The 22,228-nt window shown below is 42.9% G+C and carries 16 protein-coding genes and 1 riboswitch; of the genes, 12 read left to right on the forward strand and 4 right to left on the reverse strand.

Annotated features, from left to right (window positions below; translation table 11 throughout):
* The gene (locus WKT03_RS02020; protein ID WP_340390842.1) at positions 1-2,376 is read right to left on the reverse strand and encodes an endonuclease MutS2; all 2,376 of its coding nucleotides are present in this window, start codon (positions 2,374-2,376) and stop codon (positions 1-3) included.
* Positions 2,377-2,740: 364 nt separating this feature from the next.
* On the opposite strand from WKT03_RS02020, the gene WKT03_RS02025 reads away from it, so the two are divergent.
* The 6 genes from WKT03_RS02025 to WKT03_RS02050 all read left to right on the forward strand — a co-directional run bounded on the left by WKT03_RS02025 (position 2,741) and on the right by WKT03_RS02050 (position 11,047).
* Positions 2,741-3,172: a protease complex subunit PrcB family protein gene (locus tag WKT03_RS02025; RefSeq protein ID WP_117822516.1), complete on the forward strand. Its 432-nt coding sequence runs from the start codon at positions 2,741-2,743 to the stop codon at positions 3,170-3,172.
* Between the two features lie 21 nt (positions 3,173-3,193).
* Positions 3,194-4,747: a DUF3794 and LysM peptidoglycan-binding domain-containing protein gene (locus tag WKT03_RS02030; RefSeq protein WP_340390843.1), complete on the forward strand. Its 1,554-nt coding sequence runs from the start codon at positions 3,194-3,196 to the stop codon at positions 4,745-4,747.
* Between the two features lie 164 nt (positions 4,748-4,911).
* On the forward strand, positions 4,912-5,394 hold the full coding sequence (locus WKT03_RS02035; protein ID WP_117822517.1) for a complex I 24 kDa subunit family protein: 483 nt from the start codon (positions 4,912-4,914) through the stop codon (positions 5,392-5,394).
* The gene (locus WKT03_RS02040; RefSeq protein ID WP_445293037.1) at positions 5,387-7,285 is read left to right on the forward strand and encodes an NADH-ubiquinone oxidoreductase-F iron-sulfur binding region domain-containing protein; all 1,899 of its coding nucleotides are present in this window, start codon (positions 5,387-5,389) and stop codon (positions 7,283-7,285) included. Before WKT03_RS02035 ends, WKT03_RS02040 begins: the two co-directional genes overlap by 8 nt.
* A gap of 14 nt (positions 7,286-7,299) precedes the next feature.
* Positions 7,300-8,985 carry a [FeFe] hydrogenase, group A gene (locus tag WKT03_RS02045; RefSeq protein WP_340390844.1) on the forward strand — a complete coding sequence of 562 codons (1,686 nt, stop codon included), beginning with the start codon at positions 7,300-7,302 and terminating at the stop codon, positions 8,983-8,985.
* Positions 8,986-9,328: 343 nt separating this feature from the next.
* Complete coding sequence (locus WKT03_RS02050) at positions 9,329-11,047, forward strand: leucine-rich repeat protein (RefSeq protein WP_340390845.1); 1,719 nt, start codon at positions 9,329-9,331, stop codon at positions 11,045-11,047.
* A 117-nt stretch (positions 11,048-11,164) separates the two neighbouring features.
* Here WKT03_RS02050 and WKT03_RS02055 read toward each other — a convergent pair whose 3' ends face one another.
* Positions 11,165-11,737, reverse strand: coding sequence for a biotin transporter BioY (locus WKT03_RS02055; protein WP_117808550.1), 573 nt, complete (start codon positions 11,735-11,737; stop codon positions 11,165-11,167).
* Between the two features lie 314 nt (positions 11,738-12,051).
* On the opposite strand from WKT03_RS02055, the gene WKT03_RS02060 reads away from it, so the two are divergent.
* The 6 genes from WKT03_RS02060 to metK all read left to right on the forward strand — a co-directional run bounded on the left by WKT03_RS02060 (position 12,052) and on the right by metK (position 17,331).
* Positions 12,052-12,876, forward strand: coding sequence for a nitrilase-related carbon-nitrogen hydrolase (locus tag WKT03_RS02060; protein WP_340390846.1), 825 nt, complete (start codon positions 12,052-12,054; stop codon positions 12,874-12,876).
* 224 nt (positions 12,877-13,100) lie between these two features.
* Complete coding sequence (locus WKT03_RS02065) at positions 13,101-13,385, forward strand: helix-turn-helix domain-containing protein (RefSeq protein WP_021944029.1); 285 nt, start codon at positions 13,101-13,103, stop codon at positions 13,383-13,385.
* Complete coding sequence (locus WKT03_RS02070; RefSeq protein ID WP_173789206.1) at positions 13,366-14,508, forward strand: type II toxin-antitoxin system HipA family toxin; 1,143 nt, start codon at positions 13,366-13,368, stop codon at positions 14,506-14,508. Before WKT03_RS02065 ends, WKT03_RS02070 begins: the two co-directional genes overlap by 20 nt.
* Positions 14,509-14,568: 60 nt before the next feature.
* Entirely contained in the window at positions 14,569-14,985 is a 417-nt protein-coding gene (locus WKT03_RS02075; RefSeq protein WP_021944027.1) for an HIT family protein, read from the forward strand.
* Between the two features lie 7 nt (positions 14,986-14,992).
* Positions 14,993-15,739, forward strand: coding sequence for a TraX family protein (locus WKT03_RS02080; protein ID WP_117784684.1), 747 nt, complete (start codon positions 14,993-14,995; stop codon positions 15,737-15,739).
* A 125-nt stretch (positions 15,740-15,864) separates the two neighbouring features.
* Positions 15,865-15,995: riboswitch (SAM riboswitch) on the forward strand.
* A gap of 148 nt (positions 15,996-16,143) precedes the next feature.
* Positions 16,144-17,331, forward strand: coding sequence for a methionine adenosyltransferase (gene metK, locus WKT03_RS02085; RefSeq protein ID WP_021944025.1), 1,188 nt, complete (start codon positions 16,144-16,146; stop codon positions 17,329-17,331).
* A 315-nt stretch (positions 17,332-17,646) separates the two neighbouring features.
* On the opposite strand, the gene WKT03_RS02090 is transcribed toward metK, so the two are convergent.
* Both WKT03_RS02090 and WKT03_RS02095 read right to left on the reverse strand, forming a co-directional pair.
* Positions 17,647-19,827 (reverse strand): cadherin-like beta sandwich domain-containing protein, encoded by a 2,181-nt coding sequence (locus tag WKT03_RS02090; protein WP_340390847.1) that lies wholly within the window; start codon positions 19,825-19,827, stop codon positions 17,647-17,649.
* A gap of 34 nt (positions 19,828-19,861) precedes the next feature.
* Positions 19,862-21,946: a dockerin type I domain-containing protein gene (locus WKT03_RS02095; RefSeq protein WP_340390848.1), complete on the reverse strand. Its 2,085-nt coding sequence runs from the start codon at positions 21,944-21,946 to the stop codon at positions 19,862-19,864.
* Positions 21,947-22,228: the final 282 nt, after the last annotated feature.

Here is a 22,228-nt window from a genome sequence, read left to right on the forward strand (position 1 = left end):
TTATAACTCTACAATCGTAACGCCGGCTTCGCCTTCGCCGTACTCACCCAGACGGAAGGATTTGACGTATGACTGCTTGCGCAGATAGTCATGGATGCCTTTCCGGAGTGCTCCGGTGCCTTTTCCATGGATGATCCTTACCTTGTGCAGGTGTGCCATCATGGCATCATCGAGATAACGGTCAACCAAAGAGGTAGCTTCGGCTACAGTCATGCCGAGTACATTGATCTCCGGCTGGATGTTTAGAGCCTTGCTCATTCCACGTTTATTATTGATCGATACCTGAGCGTTGTTCTGCTTTGGTGTCTCGATAATCACAAGATCAGAAGCAGGAAGCAGAGAGCTTAAGATGCCCATCTGAACCTTGATATTTCCCTTCGAATCAGCAGGAGCAGTAACCGTTCCTGTTGTATCCATGCTGATAACATGCACGGTGTCTCCGGCCTTGAAATCCTTTGCCGTATGATGGGAGGTCATGGATTTGCGTTTTTCCGGCGTCATCTTCCGGTAATCGTCCATCTTGGTACGGAGCTTTTTTCGTTCATTCTCCATCGTGCTTGCATCTGCTTTATGAGGATTTGTTGTCCATTTATTATATTTTTTAATGGCTGAATCCGCCATTTCCTTTGCTTCTTCCAGAATATCCGCCGCTTCTTCTCTTGCATCTGCAAGAATCTGAGCCTTCTTGGCAGAGAGTTCATCATCCTTTGCCTTTGCCCGTTCCTGAAGCTGTCTGGCTTCTTCCTTGAACCGTGCGATCTCCGCTCTGTCTCGTTCAATCTCTTTTCGGCTGTTTTCCAGATCGGACAGCAGTGTTTCGAAATCAACCTTGTTGCTGTCGATATTTGTCTTTGCCCGTTCGATGATATCGTCGGATAAGCCTAATTTCTTAGATATTGCAAATGCATTTGATTTGCCGGGAATACCGATAATAAGTCGGTAAGTCGGCATCAGTGTTGCTACATCGAATTCGCAGCTTGCATTCTGAACGCCCGGAGTCGACATGGCAAATAATTTCAGTTCGCTGTAGTGCGTGGTAGCCATGCAGCGGATGCCCTGATCATTTAAACTGCTTAAGATCGCGATCGCAAGTGCAGCACCCTCGACTGGATCGGTTCCACCGCCAAGCTCATCGAAAAGGCACAGCGTGTTCGGTGTCACATGGTTCATGATATATACGACATTGCTCATATGGGAGGAGAAGGTCGAGAGACTCTGCTCGATGCTCTGTTCGTCTCCGATATCGGCAAATACATCATCAAATACATTCAGTCTGGAACCGTCCAGTGCCGGAATATGAAGTCCAGACTGACCCATCAGAGTAAACAGACCCAGTGTTTTTAAGGATACGGTCTTACCACCGGTATTTGGACCGGTAATGATCAGCAGGTTGTAGTCCTCACCCAGTTTGATGTCAACCGGAACAACGGTATGTTTGTCTAAAAGTGGGTGGCGGCCCTGTTTGATATCCACGATGCCGTCCGTATTAAAGATCGGTTCGGTTCCCTTATAGGATCTTGCAAAATTCGCTCTTGCAAATATAAAGTCCAGATCGGTCAACGTCTCAAAGTCAAATTTTATATTTTCGTATTCAGATGCTGCCTGCGCTGACAGGCTTTCCAGAATCTTTTCGATTTCTGCCAGCTCCTGATTATCCAGCTCTTTTAACTGGTTGTTTAGATTAACTACCGCCAGAGGTTCGATAAATACAGTATTTCCACTGGAAGACTGGTCATGGATCATGCCCGGAAAGCTGTTCTTATATTCCTGCTTGACCGGGATACAGTATCTTCCATTACGCATCGTGATCAGATTATCCTGAAACATCGTCTGCTTGCTCTGGTCAGTTACAAGTTTGTTCAACTGGTTATGCAGTTTTTCATTTGTCAGTTTTTTATTCCGTCTGACCGCCTTCAGACCGGACGATGCATCGTCTGCGATCTCAGATTCTGACAGGATACAGCGGTGGATCTCCTGACTTAAATGTTCCAGCGGAACAAGTTCCATGAAGCGGGAGTAGAGGCTGTCATGTGCCTTTTCCTCGTTATCATCGCCGCTGCCATATTGTCTGGCGGATAATGCCATATCAAGGACACTTCCGATATCTAACAGTTCCTTGATGCCGAGTGCTCCCTGCACCTCCAGCCGCTTGATCGAAGCACCGATATCACGGAGACCGGCAAATGACAGATTGCCCTGTGTATTCAGCCGGATCAGCGCATCTCTTGTTTCCTGCTGTAAGGTCTGGATCAGTACCGGATCCCTGCGGGGCTTCAGGCGTTCGCATTTTCGTTTTGCCATCGGGGATGCCGCGTAGGAGGTCAGCATTTCTACAATTTTATTATATTCTAAAAGTCTTAAAGTCCTTAAATTCATATCATTTTCTCCATCTTAAATGCACAAATACGCATACACAATCCATTATAAACAGTTTGCCTGTGACTGTCCAGTGTGGGTTGGCGCCGGAAACCTATATGTTGTTTCAACTTATATGTTATACTTGCCGGACAAGAAGAAACTAGAAGAATTTATGTTAAAAGAGATAGAAGAAATGGGAATGTAGAGATAAGCACCTTAGCTAATGATCGTTAAGGTGCTTTTTGTATGTCCTTAAAAAAGGAGAAAGCTCCGGCAAAATTTCCATGCATAGACTTGCAAAGCAGGACATATAAATAATGGTATAGAGATTGACAAGGGTAAAGATAGAGCCGAAAAATGACATTGTGAAGGGAGCGGTGAGATGAGAGGACAAAGATGGCTGCGTATTCTGGCAGGGTTGTTGACTGTGGTAGTTGGGCTGAGTTTGTTTGCCGGATGCAGTTTTTATAAGGTGAAAGAAGATGGTGAAGCGCTGACTTACGATATCTGTGACGACACCATGCTGCCGGAGGAGTTGTTGAGCGTCATTAACAGCAAAAAAGAAGAACCGTTTAATCTGACATATTCAAACAACACTTACACATATATTGTGATCTGCAGCGGCAGGCAGAATCGGGATGATGTTGGCGTGGTTGTAGATAAGATGTATATGGATGAAAATGCTATTTACATCGAATCGGTTCTTAGGCAGACGGCGACACCATCAGATGCAGTAAGTAAGGATACGGTATCGTATCCATATATAGTTCTTCGGATCGCACGGACAACGACACCGGTTGTATTTAAAAATTAGAAAATAGTATGGGGGTATCATATGGAACTTGTAAAAAACAAACTCAGTACAACGATTTTAAAGACTTCTAAGTATTCGCAGTTTACGATCAATGATGATTTTAATGTACCGGATGCAAAAGACGATATGGAACGGATCATTGCAAGTACAGGAAATGTCCTTTTAGATGATGTAGAGACATTGGAGAATAAGGTGCGGATATCAGGAACAGTTGTATTTAAAGTCCTGTATCAGACAGTTGGTGAAGATGTTCGGTTTGAAACCTATGAGGGTGATGTTCCATTTGAGGAATCCATCAATATGGATGGCATACTTGCCGGTGATAAGGTCGATGTCAGCTGCGTGCTGGAAGATCTGTACATAACCATGATCAATTCAAGAAAATTTGAAGTTCGTGGGCTGGTTGGCATGAAACTGTGGGCTATGGATTCCGTAGAGCTGTCCGGGGCAACCGGATTGTTAAACGGATCGGGAATCGAATGCAGGAATGAGCAGATCCCATTTACAAATAATGTGGCATCTGTAAAAGATATATTGAAGGTAAAAGAAGATTTCGAGATCGCTGCCAATAAACCAAACATCGGTCGGGTGCTTTGGAGCCGGGTGTCCTTCTATGGCATCGAGACAAAGGTTGTAGATGGGGGAATAAATATCAAAGGACAGATGGACCTGTTTGTAATCTATCTGGCGGAGGAGCCCGGCGTACCGATGCAGTATCTGAATGAGAGCCGGGAATTTGAAGGTCTGATCCCTTGCGAAGAAGCAAATGAAGGAATGATCCTGGATGACCGCATCACGATGGGAAAAGGAGAAGTCAGTGTGCGTGCTGACAATGACGGAGAAGACCGTGTGCTTCAAGTTGAATATAATCTTCATACAGATATGAAGATTTATGAAGATATGGAGCTTTCTATCATCGGGGATATGTTCTCTCCGTCGGCAAATGTAGAAACAATCTGTGAACAGTTTCCATTTGAGAATCTTCAGATAAAAAATAATGCCAAGACAAAAGTCGTACATAAAGAGCGAATCAAGAGCAGCTTCCCGAAGATCCTGCAGATCGTATATGCAACCGGAACAGTTGAGATCGATGAGGTAAAAGCAGGAGAGGACAGCATTGATATATCAGGTGCGGTAAAAGCTGAAATACTCTATGTATCAGCAGAGGATAGCAAGCCGTTACAGCAGATTGAAACGGCGATACCATTCAATTATCAAGTGGAATCCGTACCATTTGTCAATCAGGATTCAATCCGTATCAATCCATCCGTTGACCAGATTACAGCCCAGATGTTGAATTCCGATGAGGTGGAGATCAAGGCGGTGATCAATATGAATGTTACGGTATTTGCACCGGGTTCTGTGGACGTCATTACCGATATGAATATCCTGCCGATCGACTGGAATAAGAAGGCAGCCATGCCGGGTATGGTTGGATATGTTGTAAAAGAAGGCGACAGTATCTGGTCTATTGCCAAAGAATATTTTTCCAGCCTGGATTCCATCCGAACCATCAACCATCTGGAAAGCGACGAGGTAACACCGGGTGAGAAACTATTGATCGTAAAATGTTAGCAATATAAAAACCCCCGCCTGTCTCCACCATTGTGCCGGAGACAGGCGGGGGTTTATTTTTCAATCCAAAATCTTCGTGCAAATCCTATTGAAAAATGTTATCATCTGTATATGAGGTATTGATAAAAATTCCCAACAATGGGGCAAAGCACGGAGGGTAATACATGCTGGAACAATCTTACTACGATGAGGCTGATAAGATTATTGCTGCATATGGGACAGAGCCAAGATTTCTGATCCCGATCATTCAGGATATTCAGAGCGAATATAAGTATCTTCCGCCGGAATTATTACGATATGTGGCGGACAAACTGAATATCGCAGAGGCAAAAGCTTACAGCGTAGCAACATTCTATGAGAACTTTTCATTTGATGCAAAAGGAAAGTTCATTCTTAAGGTGTGCGATGGAACCGCATGCCATGTCAGAAAATCCATGGATATCTTAAATCAATTGTATAAAGAACTTGGATTGTCAAAAGAGAAACACACAACAGATGATATGATGTTCACATTAGAGACAGTATCATGTCTTGGCGCATGCGGACTCGCACCGGTCATGACGGTAAACGATGTTGTTCATCCGGCTATGACACCGGAGAAGGTAACTGCATTGATAGCAGAATTGAAGGAGGGTGCGGATGAATAGAATAACAAATGTATCGGAGCTTGACGCAGCAGTAAAACAGGCAGAAGAGATGTTGCATGCGGATTCGCACAGGATCCTTGTCTGTGCAGGAACCGGATGTCTGGCGGGTGGCTCTCAGAAAATATACGACCGGTTCTGCGAGATGGCGAAGCAGTCGGAGGGCGTGAAGGTAGAATTTGTCCCGGAGGCGGAGTATACAGTTATAAAAGAATCCTGTCATGTCGGCGTGAAGAAAAGCGGTTGTCATGGTTTCTGCGAGATGGGGCCGCTTGTGCGGATCGAGCCATATAATTATATCTACATAAAAGTAAAGGAAGAAGACTGCGAGGAGATCTTCAACGAGACGATCCTGCACGGAAGACCGGTAGAGCGTCTGATGTATCACAAGGATGGTATCGTCTACAGACAGCAGGAAGAAATTCCATTTTATAAGAAACAGACCAGACTGGTACTGAAAAACTGCGGACATATCGATGCAGAAAATATCAATGAATATCTTGCGGTCGGTGGATATCAGGCACTTCGTAAGGTGTTATTTACCATGGAGCCTTCGGAAGTTATTCAGGTCATCAGTGACTCCAATCTGCGTGGACGTGGAGGCGGTGGTTTCCCGACCGGATACAAATGGCAGCAGGTTGCCAGACAGGCGGAGAAGATCCGATATGTTGTTTGCAATGGTGATGAGGGAGATCCGGGTGCGTTCATGGATCGAAGCGTGATGGAAGGCGATCCGCATAAGATGTTAGAGGGTATGATCATTGCTGCATATGCGGTTGGTGCGCAGGAGGGATATGTCTATGTAAGAGCAGAATATCCGCTGGCAGTCAGCCGTTTGAAGACAGCGATCGCACAGGCAGAGGAAGCTGGCTTCCTTGGTGAGAATATCTTAGGCTCCGGTTTCTCTTTCCATATACATATCAATCGTGGTGCGGGAGCATTTGTCTGCGGAGAAGGAAGTGCGCTCACGGCATCGATCGAGGGACAGCGCGGAATGCCGAGAACCAAGCCGCCGAGAACCGTAGAGCAGGGCTTATTTGCCAAGCCGACGGTTCTGAACAATGTAGAAACCTATGCAAATGTGTCCATGATCATTTTAAATGGTGCAGACTGGTACAAGTCGATCGGACCGGAGAAAAGTCCGGGAACAAAGGCATTTGCATTGACCGGAAGTGTAAAGAATACGGGACTGATCGAGGTACCGATGGGAACAAAGCTACGTGAGATCGTGTATGATATCGGCGGTGGTTTAAAGGATGACATCCCATTAAAGGCAGTTCAGATCGGTGGACCATCCGGTGGCTGTCTGGTGACGGATGATCTGGAGGTCAGTCTGGATTTTGATTCATTAAAGAGTAAAGGAGCGATGATCGGTTCAGGTGGTCTGGTTGTTATGGATGAGAATACCTGTCTGGTTGAGGTAGCCCGTTTCTTTATGAACTTTACACAGAACGAGAGCTGCGGCAAATGCGTTCCATGCCGTGAAGGAACCAAGCGGATGCTTGAGATCCTGGAGCGGATCGTTGCCGGAAATGGTACGTTAGAGGATCTGGATCTGTTAGAGGAACTGGGACAGGCAATCACCGACACAGCCCTTTGTGGACTTGGTAAGAGCGCAGCCCTTCCGGTACTTAGTACGCTGAAGAATTTCCGTCAGGAATACATCGAGCATGTGGTTGACAAACGATGCAGAACCGGAAACTGTAAAGCACTGGTTCGCTATAAGATCGATCCGGAAGCATGTAAGGGCTGTTCCAAATGTGCGAGAAACTGTCCGGTCGGTGCGATCACAGGCGAGATCCGGAAACCATTTGTCATTGATACAGCCAAATGTATCAAGTGTGGTGCATGTATCGATAATTGTGCGTTCCATGCAGTATATACAGAGAATTAAGGAGGGAGACGAACATGGATTATATTACGATCAATTCAATCAAAGTGCCGATCGAGGGCGAGAAGAATGTTCTGTCTCTGATCCGAAAGGCAGGGATCGACATCCCGACATTCTGTTATCATTCAGAATTATCCATCTATGGCGCATGTCGTATGTGCGTGGTAGAAGATGACAGAGGAAAAATATTTGCAGCATGCTCCGAGACACCGAGAGCGGGCATGGTGATCTATACGAATACAAAGAAAGTGCAGCAGTACAGAAAGCTTATTATCGAGCTGTTGTTATCCTCTCATTGCAGAGACTGTACGACCTGCCAGAAGAATGGCATGTGTGCGCTCCAGTCACTTGCCTATAAGGTTGGTGTGCATGCGGTTCGTTTCCTGAATAATAAAAAAGAAGAAAAGATCGATATGAGTTCACCATCTATCGTCCGGGATCCAAATAAATGTATCCTGTGCGGTGATTGTGTGCGTACCTGCGATGAGATTCAGGGACTTGGTGTTATCGATTTTGCATTCCGTGGTTCGAAAATGAAGGTACAGCCGGCATTTGACAAGCCGCTTGTAGAGACAGACTGTGTAGGATGCGGACAATGTGCAGTTGTCTGCCCGACCGCAGCGATCTCGATCCGTACCAATGTAACCGATATCTGGGATGCGATCGAAGATCCGTCTATCCGGGTGGTCGCACAGATCGCACCGGCAGTCCGCGTGGCAGTTGGAGATAACTTCGGTATACCAAAGGGCGAGAACTGTTTTGGTAAGCTGGTATCAGCACTTCGTATCATGGGCTTTGACATGGTATTTGACACAAGCTTTGGTGCCGATCTTACGGTTATGGAGGAATCCAAAGAATTTGCGGCGAGTCTTGCGTCGGATGAGAAGCTGCCATTATTTACATCCTGTTGTCCGGGCTGGGTCAAATATTGTGAAGAAAAATATCCGGAATTTGCAGATAATCTGTCAACCTGCCGTTCTCCACAAGGAATGTTCTCAGCAGTAATCAAGGATTATTTTGCGGAGAAAGATAAAGAAGATGGTAAGAGAACGATGGTTGTATCGATCATGCCTTGTACAGCAAAGAAGGGAGAGATCCTCCGACCGGATAATTTCACGGATGGCAGACAGGATACCGATTATGTCATCACAACGACAGAGGTTGTGCGGATGATCAAGCAGATGGGACTGCAGTTTACCGAACTGGAAAATGAATCCGCAGATGCACCATTTTCCGTGGCTTCCGGTGCAGGCAAGATCTTCGGAACGACAGGTGGTGTAACGGAAGCGGTGCTCCGTCGCCTTGCGGAGGACAAATCCTATAACACGATCCGTGAGATCAGTTATACAGGTGTCCGGGGATTTGAAGGAACGAAGGAAGCAACGATCGAGTTAGATGGCAGAGAAGTGAAGATCGCAGTTGTACATGGTCTTGCAAATGCAGGACGGTTGCTTGACCGTATCCGATCCGGCGAAGCAAGCTATGATTTCGTTGAGGTTATGGCGTGCAGACGAGGATGTATCATGGGTGGTGGTCAGCCATCCGGCGCAGGCCCAAGAACCAGACGGAGCCGTATGGAAGGTATGTACAATGCAGACGCAAGTTCCAATGTCCGTTTCTCCGAGGAGAACCCGGCAGTTCGCCAGTTGTACGATCATTTTCTTGCCGGAAAAGAACATCGGTTGCTGCACCGGAATCTGTAGATATGCACGAATTTGTTGCAACACATAGAATCTGTGATTTTTAACAATTGTCATTCACCATTTGGTGTGCTACACTTAATTCGTAAATTTTTTGCGAAAGGGATTGACAAAGGATGCAGAAAGGAAAAGGCTTAAGCACAGCACAGCACAGCACAGCACAGCACAGCACAGCACAGCACAGCACAGCACAGCACGCTTAAATAGCGCTTTTTTGCATACCATAAAATATAGAATTGCAGTTGAGAAGACCTGGAACAGGATAATGGAAGATTATCCTGTTTCGGGTCTTTTTTGCGCTTGTGTCAACCCGGAGTAAAAAGAAGAAATTGGAAGGAGAGACAATATGAGAAACAAAAAACAAATGAACAAACAGGCATTGCAGACAAAATTAAAACGTCTGCTGATCGCCGGAGGACTGGCAGCATTAGTAGCAGTACCACTGTTATCGGGAAATGCAGGTATGCGGAAAGTTGATGCAGCACAGGGGGATGTGAAGATCAATTCAACGAATTTTCCGGATGCAGAATTTCGGAAATATATTTCTAAGAACATTGACCGAAACAAAGATGGTGTATTATCAAAAGCGGAGATTAAGAAAGTTACTGAAATAAAACTGGAGCATTATGATGAAGCTGGAAATGAATATGTTTATAATGATCTGACCGGTATTGGTGTATTTACAGAATTGAAAAGTCTGGAATGTGAAAGCCAGAAAGATCTTTCCAAACTGGATCTGCACAAAAATACAAAACTGGAATTCGTAAAATGTGGTCGTAACGGCATAAAAGAATTGAATGTATCCAAATTAACGAAATTAAAAGAGCTGCGCTGTTATGTCAATAAACTGACAAAATTAGATGTCAGCAAAAATGTAAATCTGGAGATATTAGATTGTGAGAGCAATAACTTAACTGGTCTGGATCTCCGTAAGAATACAAAATTGGTGGAATTGTATTGTGGCGGTAATAAATTGACAAAGCTCGATCTTACAAAAAATACAAAACTTAATAATCTGTGGTGTTATGATAATAAACTGACCAAATTAGACGTTAGCAAAAATACGAAATTATTTAAAATTAATTGTGATAATAATAAACTTACGAAACTTGATCTAACCAAGAATCTTAACCTTATATATCTGTATTGTTCAGGTAATAAGCTTACAGGATTAAATGTTGATAAGAATGAAAAGCTTGAATGCCTGTGGTGTAACGATAACAAACTGACCAAGCTGCGTCTAACAAATAATAAACAGCTTGTTAGTCTGGAGTGTACAAGGAATCAGTTGACCCAGTTGGATACCAGTCATAATAATGCATTGGTATGGGTAGATTGCGCGGATAATAAGTTAACGAAACTGGATTTAAGTGCGAGCCCATTATGTCAGAGAATTGTCTGTGAGGAGAATAAACTGACAGAGATCATTGTACCAAAGAATATGGAAACGGATGGAATTATGTATGATAAAAATCTTAAGGTGTCCATAAAGAAAAAGACAAAGCCAGTCAAAAATGGAACCTATTTTGTTGAGGATACATATAATCATCCATATTGTATCTTCCGTGTTACAAGTACAAAGGCCGGAAATCGGACAGCAGCCCTTGGAGTATGGAGTAATGCAGGTGCTTTCGGCACAAAAGGCTGGAAAAGAAATATGAAAGGAATAAAATATGGAAATCAGACTTATAAGCTGACTTCCATTGATTCTGGAGCATTTGCAGGTGCAACATTCTCTGAATATGATGGAAATAATAATATTGTGATCGGAGGAAGTATTAAAACAATTGGATCCAAGGCATTTGCCGGAACAAAAGTTTTAAAGACGATCACCCTTGGAACATCGGTTGAGAAAATTGGATCATATGCTTTTGCTAACAGCAGGGATTTAAAGGTTTTAAAGATCAAAACAACCAAGCTGACATCCAAAACGCTGAGCAAGAAAACCTTTGCCGGTATCACCTCAAAGACAACAGTCAAAGTACCAAAGAGCAAGCTTAGCGCATATAAGAAGCTTTTCCGTAAGTGCGGACTGAGCAAGAATGTAAAGGTTAAGGCAATCTAAAAAAGCCGGAAAGAGTAATATATTTGTTGCAGAGGCAGCGGTTAAGTTATTATAAAATAAAAACAAGCAGGAAATCTTTTAAAGATTCCTGCTTGTTTTATAACTATATAATATTTTTTATGCTGCTTCTTTCTTTGCGCCTGTATTTGCATTTGCTTCCGGCATCAGTTTCTTGAATAATGGAACGATCTGTGCAGCGATAATAGCTTTTACAAGATCTAATGGAATAAATGCAACAAAGCCTGAAAGGAAAGCAACTTTCCAAGTTAAGTTTCCGTTGAATTTCCACCATAACATTCCGATGATATCAATGAGAGCTGCTGTTAAAATAGCAACGATCGTATAACGGATACGATTATATTTCTTACCCTTTGTCAGACCTGCAAAGATAGTAACGATAATAAATGAGAATGTATATCCACCGAATACTCCTGTCAGATAACCGATACCGGAGCCGCCGCCGATAAATACCGGAACGCCGACTGCACCGAGGATCATCCATAAAGCAACGATGATCGTTGAATCGCGGACTTCAAATACCAGTGCAATGAGCATGATCATAAAGTTCAGTAATGTAATGTGTGCTGCATTTGGAAGTGGAGTTGGGATACTTAAATATGCGGATACGCATAAGATTGCTGCAAATACAGCCATCATTGTGATCTCCACGGTTGTGAATTTGTTTTTCATGTGTGTTCTCCTTGTTGAATAAATAATATAAGTACAATGGATGCCATCCCTTGATTGGATGAGGTTAAGGGGGATTGACAAAAATATGAAGCGGATAGCAGGGCTAAGCTATCCGCTTCCAGATAACAAATTGAATGTCAACTATTAAATGGCACCCACTGGATAACATTATAGATGGTATATTCTTAAATGTCAACCACAGAATAAACATTAAGGTTGACAATTAGAATGAGAGGCTTAAGGGTTGAAAAAAAGCAGATATAAATATACTATATAAGAATATAATAAAGAAAAACAGGTAGGAGGCAGCGGCTATGCTTAGAGTTGGCGTTACAGAACTGAATATTGGATTTGAGAATAGGGAAGAAGCAAAGAAATGCTGCCTTGAAGTTATGGAAGAAGCAAGTGCAAATGGAGTAGAGCTACTGGTATTTCCGGAGATGACACTGACAGGATTCACGATGCGGCCATGGTTGTATGCGGAAAGCTGGGATGCGGATAACATCCCGGACAGTGTTTCATTTTTTATGGAGAACAGCAGAAAATATAAGATGCAGATGGCATTTGGGTATATTCGTGCGGTTATGGCAGATAGCGACAAGATGGATGATGAAACGAAAGAACCGGTTTATGAGAACCGGCTGGTGCTTGTGGATGGAGAAAATGTGGTACTTGATTATGCGAAGATCCATCCATTTTCATATAGCGGTGAGGATAAGGTATATCGGGCAGGAGAAAAGCTTGTACAGGCACAGGTAAAGGATATCCGGATAGGCGGATATATCTGCTATGACCTTCGTTTCCCGGAGATTTTCTCTGCAATGAGAGATCAGTATGAAGCTATCATGGTGATCGCAAACTGGCCGGAAACGAGGGCGGAACAATGGAAAACACTCTTGAAGGCAAGGGCGATCGAGAATCAGGCATATGTGATCGCAGTCAACCGGGTTGGAGATGGAGATGGGCTTCACTATATTCCGGGCTCTCATGTATATGACTGGCTTGGGCGGGATGTATCGATCCGGGTTAGTGAGAAGCTGTGTGTTGCAGATATTGATCCCGGGGCAGTCAGACATGCAAGAACAGAATTTCCACAGACAAATGACAGAAAGAATACATTTTATAAGATGCTTTATTAATGAAATGTGCTTATAGACAGTTGGATCGGCATGAAAAATACATGATATGTTTCATTTTTATTCGACTGGTTGTAAGTACATTTCATTTTTTGAATAAAGATAAATTGAAAGTGATAAGATAATAGTATATAATAAATATGGATAATATATTATCAATTATAATAAAAATGACGGATATATAGATAAAATATTATCTATATAAATAATTTGCGGGGTAAAGATACATGGAACCTTTTGTATGGGAGACACCGGATGAATTAGATAAGAAATTGGCAGAAAGAGTTCGCAATATACGAAAGCGTAGATCGTTGTCACAGCAGCAGTTAGCGGAACAAAGTGGCGTAAGCTATGGATCAATCAAACGATTTGAGCAAACCGGACAGATCTCTCTGTTGGGATTGACGCGGATTGCGGTTGCACTGGATATAGCAGATGAGCTTCGGGAATTGTTTACACGGGTTCCGTACAAGGATATTCAGGAGGTTATGAATGAGACAAATAGAAGATAGGATGCTTCAGGTTTGCTATGAGGATCGTTTGGTGGGAACGATGGTGTTAACAGCAGATCGAAAAGCTGCTTTTGAATATAGTGATGAATGGCTGGAAGATGGATTTTCAATCAGCCCTTTTTCGCTGCCGCTGAAAAAGCAGGTATTTGTGCCGAAAAAAGATTATTTCGGTGGGCTGTTTGGAATATTTGCAGATAGTCTTCCAGATGCGTGGGGAAGATTATTATTAGATCGGCTGCTTAGGGCAAATCATATCAATCCGGATGAACAAGGTGTTTTAGAACGTCTTGCTATTGTGGGAGATTCCGGGATGGGGGCTTTGTGCTATCATCCACAGAGCGTTCTGGTGGCGGAGCAGGAAACGGATGATCTGGATGAATTAGCAGAAGCGTGCCATAGAATCATGAATACAGAATATTCGGATAAATTAGATGAATTATATGGGCTTGGTGGAACCAGCGGCGGAGCAAGGCCAAAGATCATGACGAGGATAGATGGGGAAGATTGGATCATAAAATTTCCAGCACATGTTGACAGGGCAGATATTGGACAAATGGAATATGATTATTCGGTCTGTGCAAAAAAATGTGGAATCGTTATGAGTGAGACAAGGTTGTTTCCATCGCAGCGACATGCAGGATACTTTGGAACCCGGAGATTTGATAGAAAAACGGATGGGAGCAAGGTTCATATGGCAACGGCGGCAGCGTTGTTAGAACTTGATTTTAATCAGCCAAGTCTGGACTACCATGACCTGATGAAATTAACAAGAATAATGACGCGAGATAATAAAATGGATGTTGAAAATATGTTTCGCAGAATGTGTTTTAATGTATTTGCACATAACAGGGATGATCATTCAAAGAATTTTTCGTTTGTATATGATACTGAATCAGAAACATGGAGATTGAGTCCGGCATATGATCTGACGTATAGCACAACCTATTATGGTGAGCATACAACATCTGTTGATGGAAATGGACAAGATCCGGGAGAAACGGAGCTTTTGACAGTAGGAGTGCAGGCAGGAATGAAGAAAAAACAATGTCAGGAGATTATAAACGAAATCAAACAACGGGTTGAGGAAGATCTGAAGGCTTATGCAACCTTCCAAACCACATAAAGCTTGTAAAATCCCGCATAATGGAGTAAAATGGAAAAAGCAATTAAGGAGGAAACTTTTATGGGTAAGGACGATTGCATTTTTTGCAAGATTGCAAATGGTGAGATACCATCAGCAACAGTTTATGAAGACAGCATATGTAGAGTAATACTTGATGTAAATCCTGCAAATAAAGGTCATGCTTTAATTATACCAAAAGAACATTATGATGATATATATAGCATGGACGCGGATACTGCTTCAAAGATCTTTACGATTGCGACAGAGGTTGCCAAGGCTCAGAAAGCGGAATTAAATCCTGACGGACTGAACATTATTCAGAACAATGGCGCTGCTGCAGGACAGACAGTATTCCATTTTCACATGCATCTTGTGCCAAGATTCATTAAGGATACGGTTACAGTTACATGGGTTCCGGGTCAGTCAGACAATGAGGAACTGGATCGGTTGTCAAAGGCACTTCGTAAGAGAATTTAAGGAAAACATGGATAAAAGGACAGAGACAGGGATAACTTCAAATCAGTTAAAGCTTCTGGCATGCATATTTATGTTATGTGACCATGTAGGACTTGTTCTAATGAATAATAACTGGATAATGCGGGCTGTAGGACGGCTCGCATTTCCTATATTCGCATTCCTGTTGGTAGAAGGGTACAGGCATACGTCGGATATCAGAAAATATTTTATCCGGCTCTTTTTGTTTGCGCTGATTTCGGAAGTTCCATTTGATCTGGCATCGACCGGACAGGTATTTGATCTGCAGAAGCAGAATATTTTCTTTACACTTGCGGCGGGGCTGGTTGTGCTTTATCTTGGAAAAGTAGCAAAATGGAATCAGATGGGCGCAGTCATCGGAATTGTTGTCATTATGGTAGTTTCAGAGGCTCTGCATTTTGATTATGGAATGGCGGGCATTCTTCTGATCGTATTAATTTATTATTCGACCAAGGATGACACGGCGGAACAAGTATTCAGAAATGCCGGTCTTGTGACCGGACATTATCCGTTTGGCTGGAAGCTGCGTCAGAATATGGGGTTTGCAATCGTATCGGCAGTGCTGTATTTCCTGTTTTACGGAATAAGGCAGCTCTATGCAGTTTTGGCAATCCTGCCGATCAGTCTGTACAACGGAGAGTATGGTCGGAAGAATAAAGTTCTTAAATATACATTTTATGTGTTCTATCCGGCACATTTGCTCATCTTATACCTGCTCAGCAAGGCGGTTTTATAGGATAGCTTTAATGAATTTTTGTCGCAAAACAGAAATTACCTATTGACTTATGGAAATATATCAGTTAGAGTATAGCTGTTTCAGAACTGCATTGCAGTTTGAATACAAATAAATATTTATAAATGCTCTTATTCAGAATGGTGGAGTCATAAGGGACTATGAAGCCATGGCAACCCCGGAACAGGTGAAAGAAAGACCTGTATGGAAGGTGCCTTCCTGAGCGAGTCTGTGATATGCAGACGTCGAACAATGAGAGGTTTGATTTTATCAATCCGCTCAGAGCGGATTTTTCTTTTGCATAAAACCAGGTGGGGATAACTTGTCTGAAAAAAGAAAAATCAAAAGCTATGTGAACGAATACGCATGGCAGTAACTATAGATAGTATTTATACAAGGAGGAAATGATGGAAAAATTATTATTCACATCAGAATCAGTAACAGAAGGTCATCCGGATAAAATCTGTGACCAGATTTCCGATGCAGTATTGGATGCATTGATGGAGCAGGATCCAATGAGCCGTGTTGCCTGCGAGACATCGATCACAACAGGTCTTGTACTTGTAATGGGTGAGATTACAACAAAAGCATATGTAGACATTCAGAAGATCGTTCGTGAGACGATCCGTGAGATTGGATACGACAGAGCAAAATACGGATTTGACTGTGATACCTGTGGTGTTATCACAGCAATTGATGAGCAGTCAGCAGATATTGCAATGGGTGTTGATAAGGCATTAGAAGCAAAAGAGCATCTGATGAGCGATGATGATATCGAAGCGATTGGTGCCGGAGATCAGGGTATGATGTTTGGATTTGCAACAAATGAAACACCGGAATATATGCCATATCCGATCGCACTTGCACATAAGCTTGCAAGAAAACTGACAGAAGTAAGAAAGAATGGAACACTTCCATATCTCAGACCAGACGGTAAGACTCAAGTAACAGTAGAGTATGATGAGAATGGAAAAGCAAAGAGACTTGATGCGGTAGTTCTCTCAACTCAGCATGGCGAGGAAGTATCACAGGAACAGATCCATGAAGATATCAAGAAGTATGTATTTGATACAGTTCTTCCTGCTGATATGGTAGATGAAGATACCAAGTTCTTTATCAATCCAACCGGAAGATTCGTTATCGGCGGACCAAATGGTGACAGTGGACTTACAGGACGTAAGATCATCGTAGACACTTATGGTGGATATGCCCGTCACGGCGGCGGTGCTTTCTCAGGAAAGGATTGTACAAAGGTTGACCGTTCCGCAGCGTATGCAGCAAGATATGTAGCAAAGAACATTGTAGCAGCAGGACTTGCAGATAAATGTGAGATCCAGTTGTCTTATGCGATCGGTGTTGCCAGACCTACATCTATCATGGTAGACACATTCGGAACAGGAAAGGTATCCGATGAGAAGCTGGTTGAGATCATCCGTGAGCATTTTGATCTTCGCCCAGCCGGAATCATCAAGATGCTTGACCTCAGAAGACCAATCTACAAGCAGACAGCAGCATATGGACACTTCGGAAGAACTGACCTCGACCTTCCATGGGAGAGACTCGACAAAGTTGATATGTTGAAGGCATATTTATAAGAGTGGTATTATAAAAAGCCTGTCAGAGTTTTTAGCTCTTGAATAAGGTTTATAATCACGTTTTTGCCGCATGAGATTGATTTAATATTATGACAAAGCGGTGGTATAAAAATAAGACCTACCAGAGTTTGTTATTTCTGAATAAGGTTTCATAATCCATAGTGTAGCCGACTGAGTTTCATTCAATTTTGTGCCATGTCGTCGCCGCAAAGGTTTTTATCGCGGCAGAGACATGTGCATATAAAATTGAGTGAAACAAAGGTAGGCAAACGTGATTAGAAACCTTAATCAGGAAATAACAACTTTTGGTAGGTCTTATTTTTCTTCTTTACTATCCGGTACATTCTGCTTGATCGGCTTAAACTGCAAGGAGCCGGTGTTTTTCTTTGGCTCTTCGTGATTCACGATCGCTTCTGCCATATTGAATACCTCTGACAGATCAGCCGTATTCATGGAAGAGTACTGAGCCGCCTTTTTGATGATTTTATCTGCCGGAGTTGCTTCTTTTTCTTCCTTTGCTTTTTTAGTTTCGCTGCTTAATCTGGTGGAAGTGACATCTTCAGCTTTTACGGATGGCTTAGCAGTAAGCTCTGTCATGCCATCTGTTACCGGAATGTCCGCAGGCTTTTGGTTGTTTGTATCATCGGCATTTTCTGCTGGTGTTTCGTCCAGAACAACAGCAGCGGCTATCGTATCCTCTGACTTTGTATCATTTGCAGAAACAGTATCATCCGAAGTATTATCAGTATCGATACCTGTATCATTGCCTGTGTTGTGATCTGTGTTGTCTGGTGTATCATCGGCAGCATTATTGCTGGTATTGTCGGGAACGTTTTCGGCATCGCCGCTTGTATTGTTATCAGGACCATTGCCTGCGTTGCCAGCGGTATCGTTATCGGAATCATTGCCTGCATTGTCGTCGGTATCGTTATCGGAACCGTTGCTTGCAGCACCATCAGGATCATCGTCAGGATCATCGTCAGGAAGTCCCTGCTTGATCACCCGGATCAGCATAATTCCGAGGATAATGATCAGGAAGAACATAACTACGATCACGATGATACATATAGTGATAACCTTGTCCTTGTGCTGATCAAAGAAAGAGCCATTGTTGGCATCTGTCGCAGAAGCAGTCGTGACTGCTTCTGTTGGAACTGCTGAAGCGACAAATCGGGTAAATGTTTTCTCAACGGTATCATAGTAGAACCATCCAGGTTCACCGTCCGGACTCATGGCATATACTACGAGGATCGTATCATCTTCATATTTGTGATAGGCGGTTACGGAATTTTTGTTAAACTTATAGGTGAAAGCTGTGTAACCCGACGGCACTGTAACGTCTTCGCCGGCTGTCAGAATGATAAAGCTTTTGTAAGCAGATGCAACATTGATAAATGGAACCGCAGATTTTGCAGTAGTATCAATGATATACCATGCTCCGTTTTTGCTGTCCTTATCTGTCAGATAAGCACATTTAACCAGTCCGTTTGGAGACTGATAGAGAATGATTTCGGTATCATTATATTTCTCTTTTATTTCGGCAAATCCTTCTGGAATAGTAAGCTTGCTGTAATCTTCTGTAAAATAATAATCTTTTCCATCAATCTGGATGATCGCTCTTGTATCTACCAGTTCTTCCACATTAACCGCAATGTCGTAGATATGATTATCGCCGGTTTCAGCAGTAACCTTGATAGAGATATGAGAGGTCTTTCCCGGTTCAAAATCTTCATTTCCGGTAATGGAAACGGATGATTTGCTGTCTTCTGGGATCGCATTGATCGCAAGGCTTGTGGTATCTCCGGGAACGGTTGTCTCATAAGTATATGTATCTTTTGCAAATTCAGGCTTTAATTCACCTGGTGTGATCTGGATCGAAGACAGATAACAGTTATCAGACATTTCCTCTGTGGTATCTTCCGTTGTGTCCTCGGAAGAAGTGTCTGTCGTATCTTCTGTTGTAGATTCGGAAGAATTTGTTTCTGTTGTAGCCGGGGTGTCTGTTGTATTTGGTTCGCTGGTCGTTGCTTCTGTTGTACTGTTGCCGCCGGCGGCTGTTATTGTGATCGTAGCACCTGCATCTGATGCTCCGGCATGTTCTTCGCCCCATGTATAGACATCGGAGCTTCCCGTACTGACATAGGCAGATCCTGTATTTATAGCAGAAAATGTAAAGCTGTTGGAAGCAGAAGTAATATTTCCATCGCCATATCCGGCACAGGATACGGTTCCACCTCCGCCATAGCCATCGCCGGACTGATATTCCAGTAAGGAGGAATCATAGGACAGACAATAGCTGTAAGCACCCAGTGCTTCAGAACAACTGATCGATACGGTTACTGTAACCGAACCACCCTTTTGAATGGATGAGGATGAAAGCGAGATCGAGAACTGGGTAGATGCTGCATAGGAGTGTATGCTGTTTCCATATACCAGACAGCTTAATCCCAGAACCAAGATCATACATAATGCTGCTAATTTTTTTCTTGTTTTCATTTTATATATCTCCTGTATTTTATCATCTATTCATTTACTGCTGCATGATCTGTGCTGCGCCCATCAGATATTTCTGGACTTTTAACAGATCGAGAGCAGATAACATACCACTTCGTTTGATATTTGCGGCTTTCAGGTATGGATCCTTTAAGGTAGAAGCACCGATAATATGCTTCTGTATCTTTAACAGATCCAGTGCATTGATAATTCCGTCACCATTTACATCACCGAAAATAATAACGGTATAGGTGCTGGTATTGCCCGAAACAGTTATTTTTACAATGTCACCGGTACCGATACGGTCAGATGTCTTTTCTTCACCGGATGAAGTCCTTACACTGACAGTTCCGTTTGTACATCCAAGATTGGAGACAAATGCAGATACGGTGGTTGATACTGCTACGCCGGTTATGGTTCCGTCGGATACAGTATAGTTACCGTCAAATTCAGGATCTGAGCTGGAATTACCGGAAGATTTACCACGGACGATCGTTAATGTATAAGTACGTTTTGCGCCGCTTTGGGCTTTTACCGTAATTTTTACTGTATTCGTACCCTTTGACAGACTGACTTTTCCTGTTCCGGATACGGAAGCGTTTTTGTTGACCGGACTTGCAGAAATCGTAACAGAACTTGTTTTCTCTGATACGATCAGGGAATACTTGGTTGTTGTATTGACTGCAAATGTTGGTGTCAGGGAATAGTTATCAATACTCAGTGATTTGAGATAGTTGTTTGGATTGCCACTGTCTGCCGGTTTGCTGACCATGGTATCCGGCATATTTTTGTATACCGGGATACAGAATGTGATTGAATTGTTCAGTGTGCCTGCGCCACTGTAGGCATCGTATACCTTAGAGGCTTCAGAGGAAGCCGCCTGAACATTGGTCATATACTGATGGGAGTATAGGGCAGAGGTATTTGTGACATTGAATTTCTGTGTATACAAAGTATTCTGCTTCTGCAGAATGTAATTATTTCCAATGTATTGAGCGCCGCCATAGATGGATTTGTATACGGTGTTCCACGGTCTTCCGTAGGTAGAACCGGAGGATGCCCATTTAAGTGCATTTGTAACGGCGTTTCCGGTTACGCTGTCGAAACCGCCGATGTTATAGAAATTATAGATTCCCGGATATACGGAATGCTTTCCATTTGTGGCAGAACTGAGTGATGAGCCAACCTCCTGTTTGATTCGGGAGGCAATGTGGTATGGGCTGACACCGACTGCCTTTCCGGCTTTGATGATCAGTTCGGAATATGTACTGTTGGAACCGGATGGCTTGGATTTGTACATAAAGGTTCCGTTCAAAATGGATTCCACGCCGGATTTGGACTGAGAATCTTCATAAGAGAGATTCTCAAATGCAAATACGAACCGTTCATACAGATAAACACGGGGATCCAGATAATAGGAGACCAGTTTATCCGATGCGGCATACCAGCAGTTACCATCAAAGGATGCCCATGTATCGGTTTTGATGTTGTAACCGATCGTCGTGGAACGCCAGTTGTAGCGTGGATAACTGCTGGTTCCCTGAACCAGATTTTTGATCTGATCGGATTTGTTTCGTTCATTATCTACAAGATCATCCCAGTCGATTCCTGTCTGGACAGCTTTAAAAGTCCAGGATGGATGAGCCTCATGCAGTTCCCGGAGCTGTGCCTTATAGCTTTCCGGAAATCCCTGATCATTCATATAGGATTCAAAATCTTTGTCGGATTTTTTCCCTGAGGATTCTGTCGTTGCTGTTGTATTGTTTTTATCAGAAGAGTCTGTTTTGTCGATAGTGACATATGAAGCGGATACGTAGCCGGTATAGGTTGTCTTGTTATAAACAAGGGATACTTTATACCAGGAGCTGTTTGAGGTGTTCAGGATTGTAAGCTTGTGACCTCCATTTAACATAATGTTACTGCCGTGATCCGTTACAGGATTGCCGCCGGGGGCATCACGGAAATAAACATTCGTTACTCCATCTTTGATATGACCGGATTTTCCTGCGGCATCAGAAAGTCCGCTGTTCATGAAAAGACAGACCACAAGACAGCAGATAAGTGCTGCGATCGCCAGTATGGCGGATCGGTATGGTCTGTTACTTAGCCGTTTGTTATTCATATGATGCTCTCCTTTGTATATAAATGCACGATTCAATTTTTGTGATAAAAATATATAAGCCTAAAAAATACAATACTGATTTTAGTTTACCATAATCTCAGAAAAAACAAACCCCTTTTTCGTCAAAAAATTAGTGATTTCACAGAAAAAATTGGATGTGCGTACAATATAGAACATATAGGTTGGAATAGAAAATAGGACAGCGGGACAGGTCAAAAATATTTAGTTGTGAAAATGTGATTGTTGATTTGAAAATAAAAAGAGATGCTGACCGATATAGTG

Source organism: Coprococcus sp. HCN-4056 (assembly GCF_037892645.1).
GTDB classification, from domain to species: Bacteria; Bacillota; Clostridia; order Lachnospirales; family Lachnospiraceae; genus Coprococcus; species Coprococcus ammoniilyticus.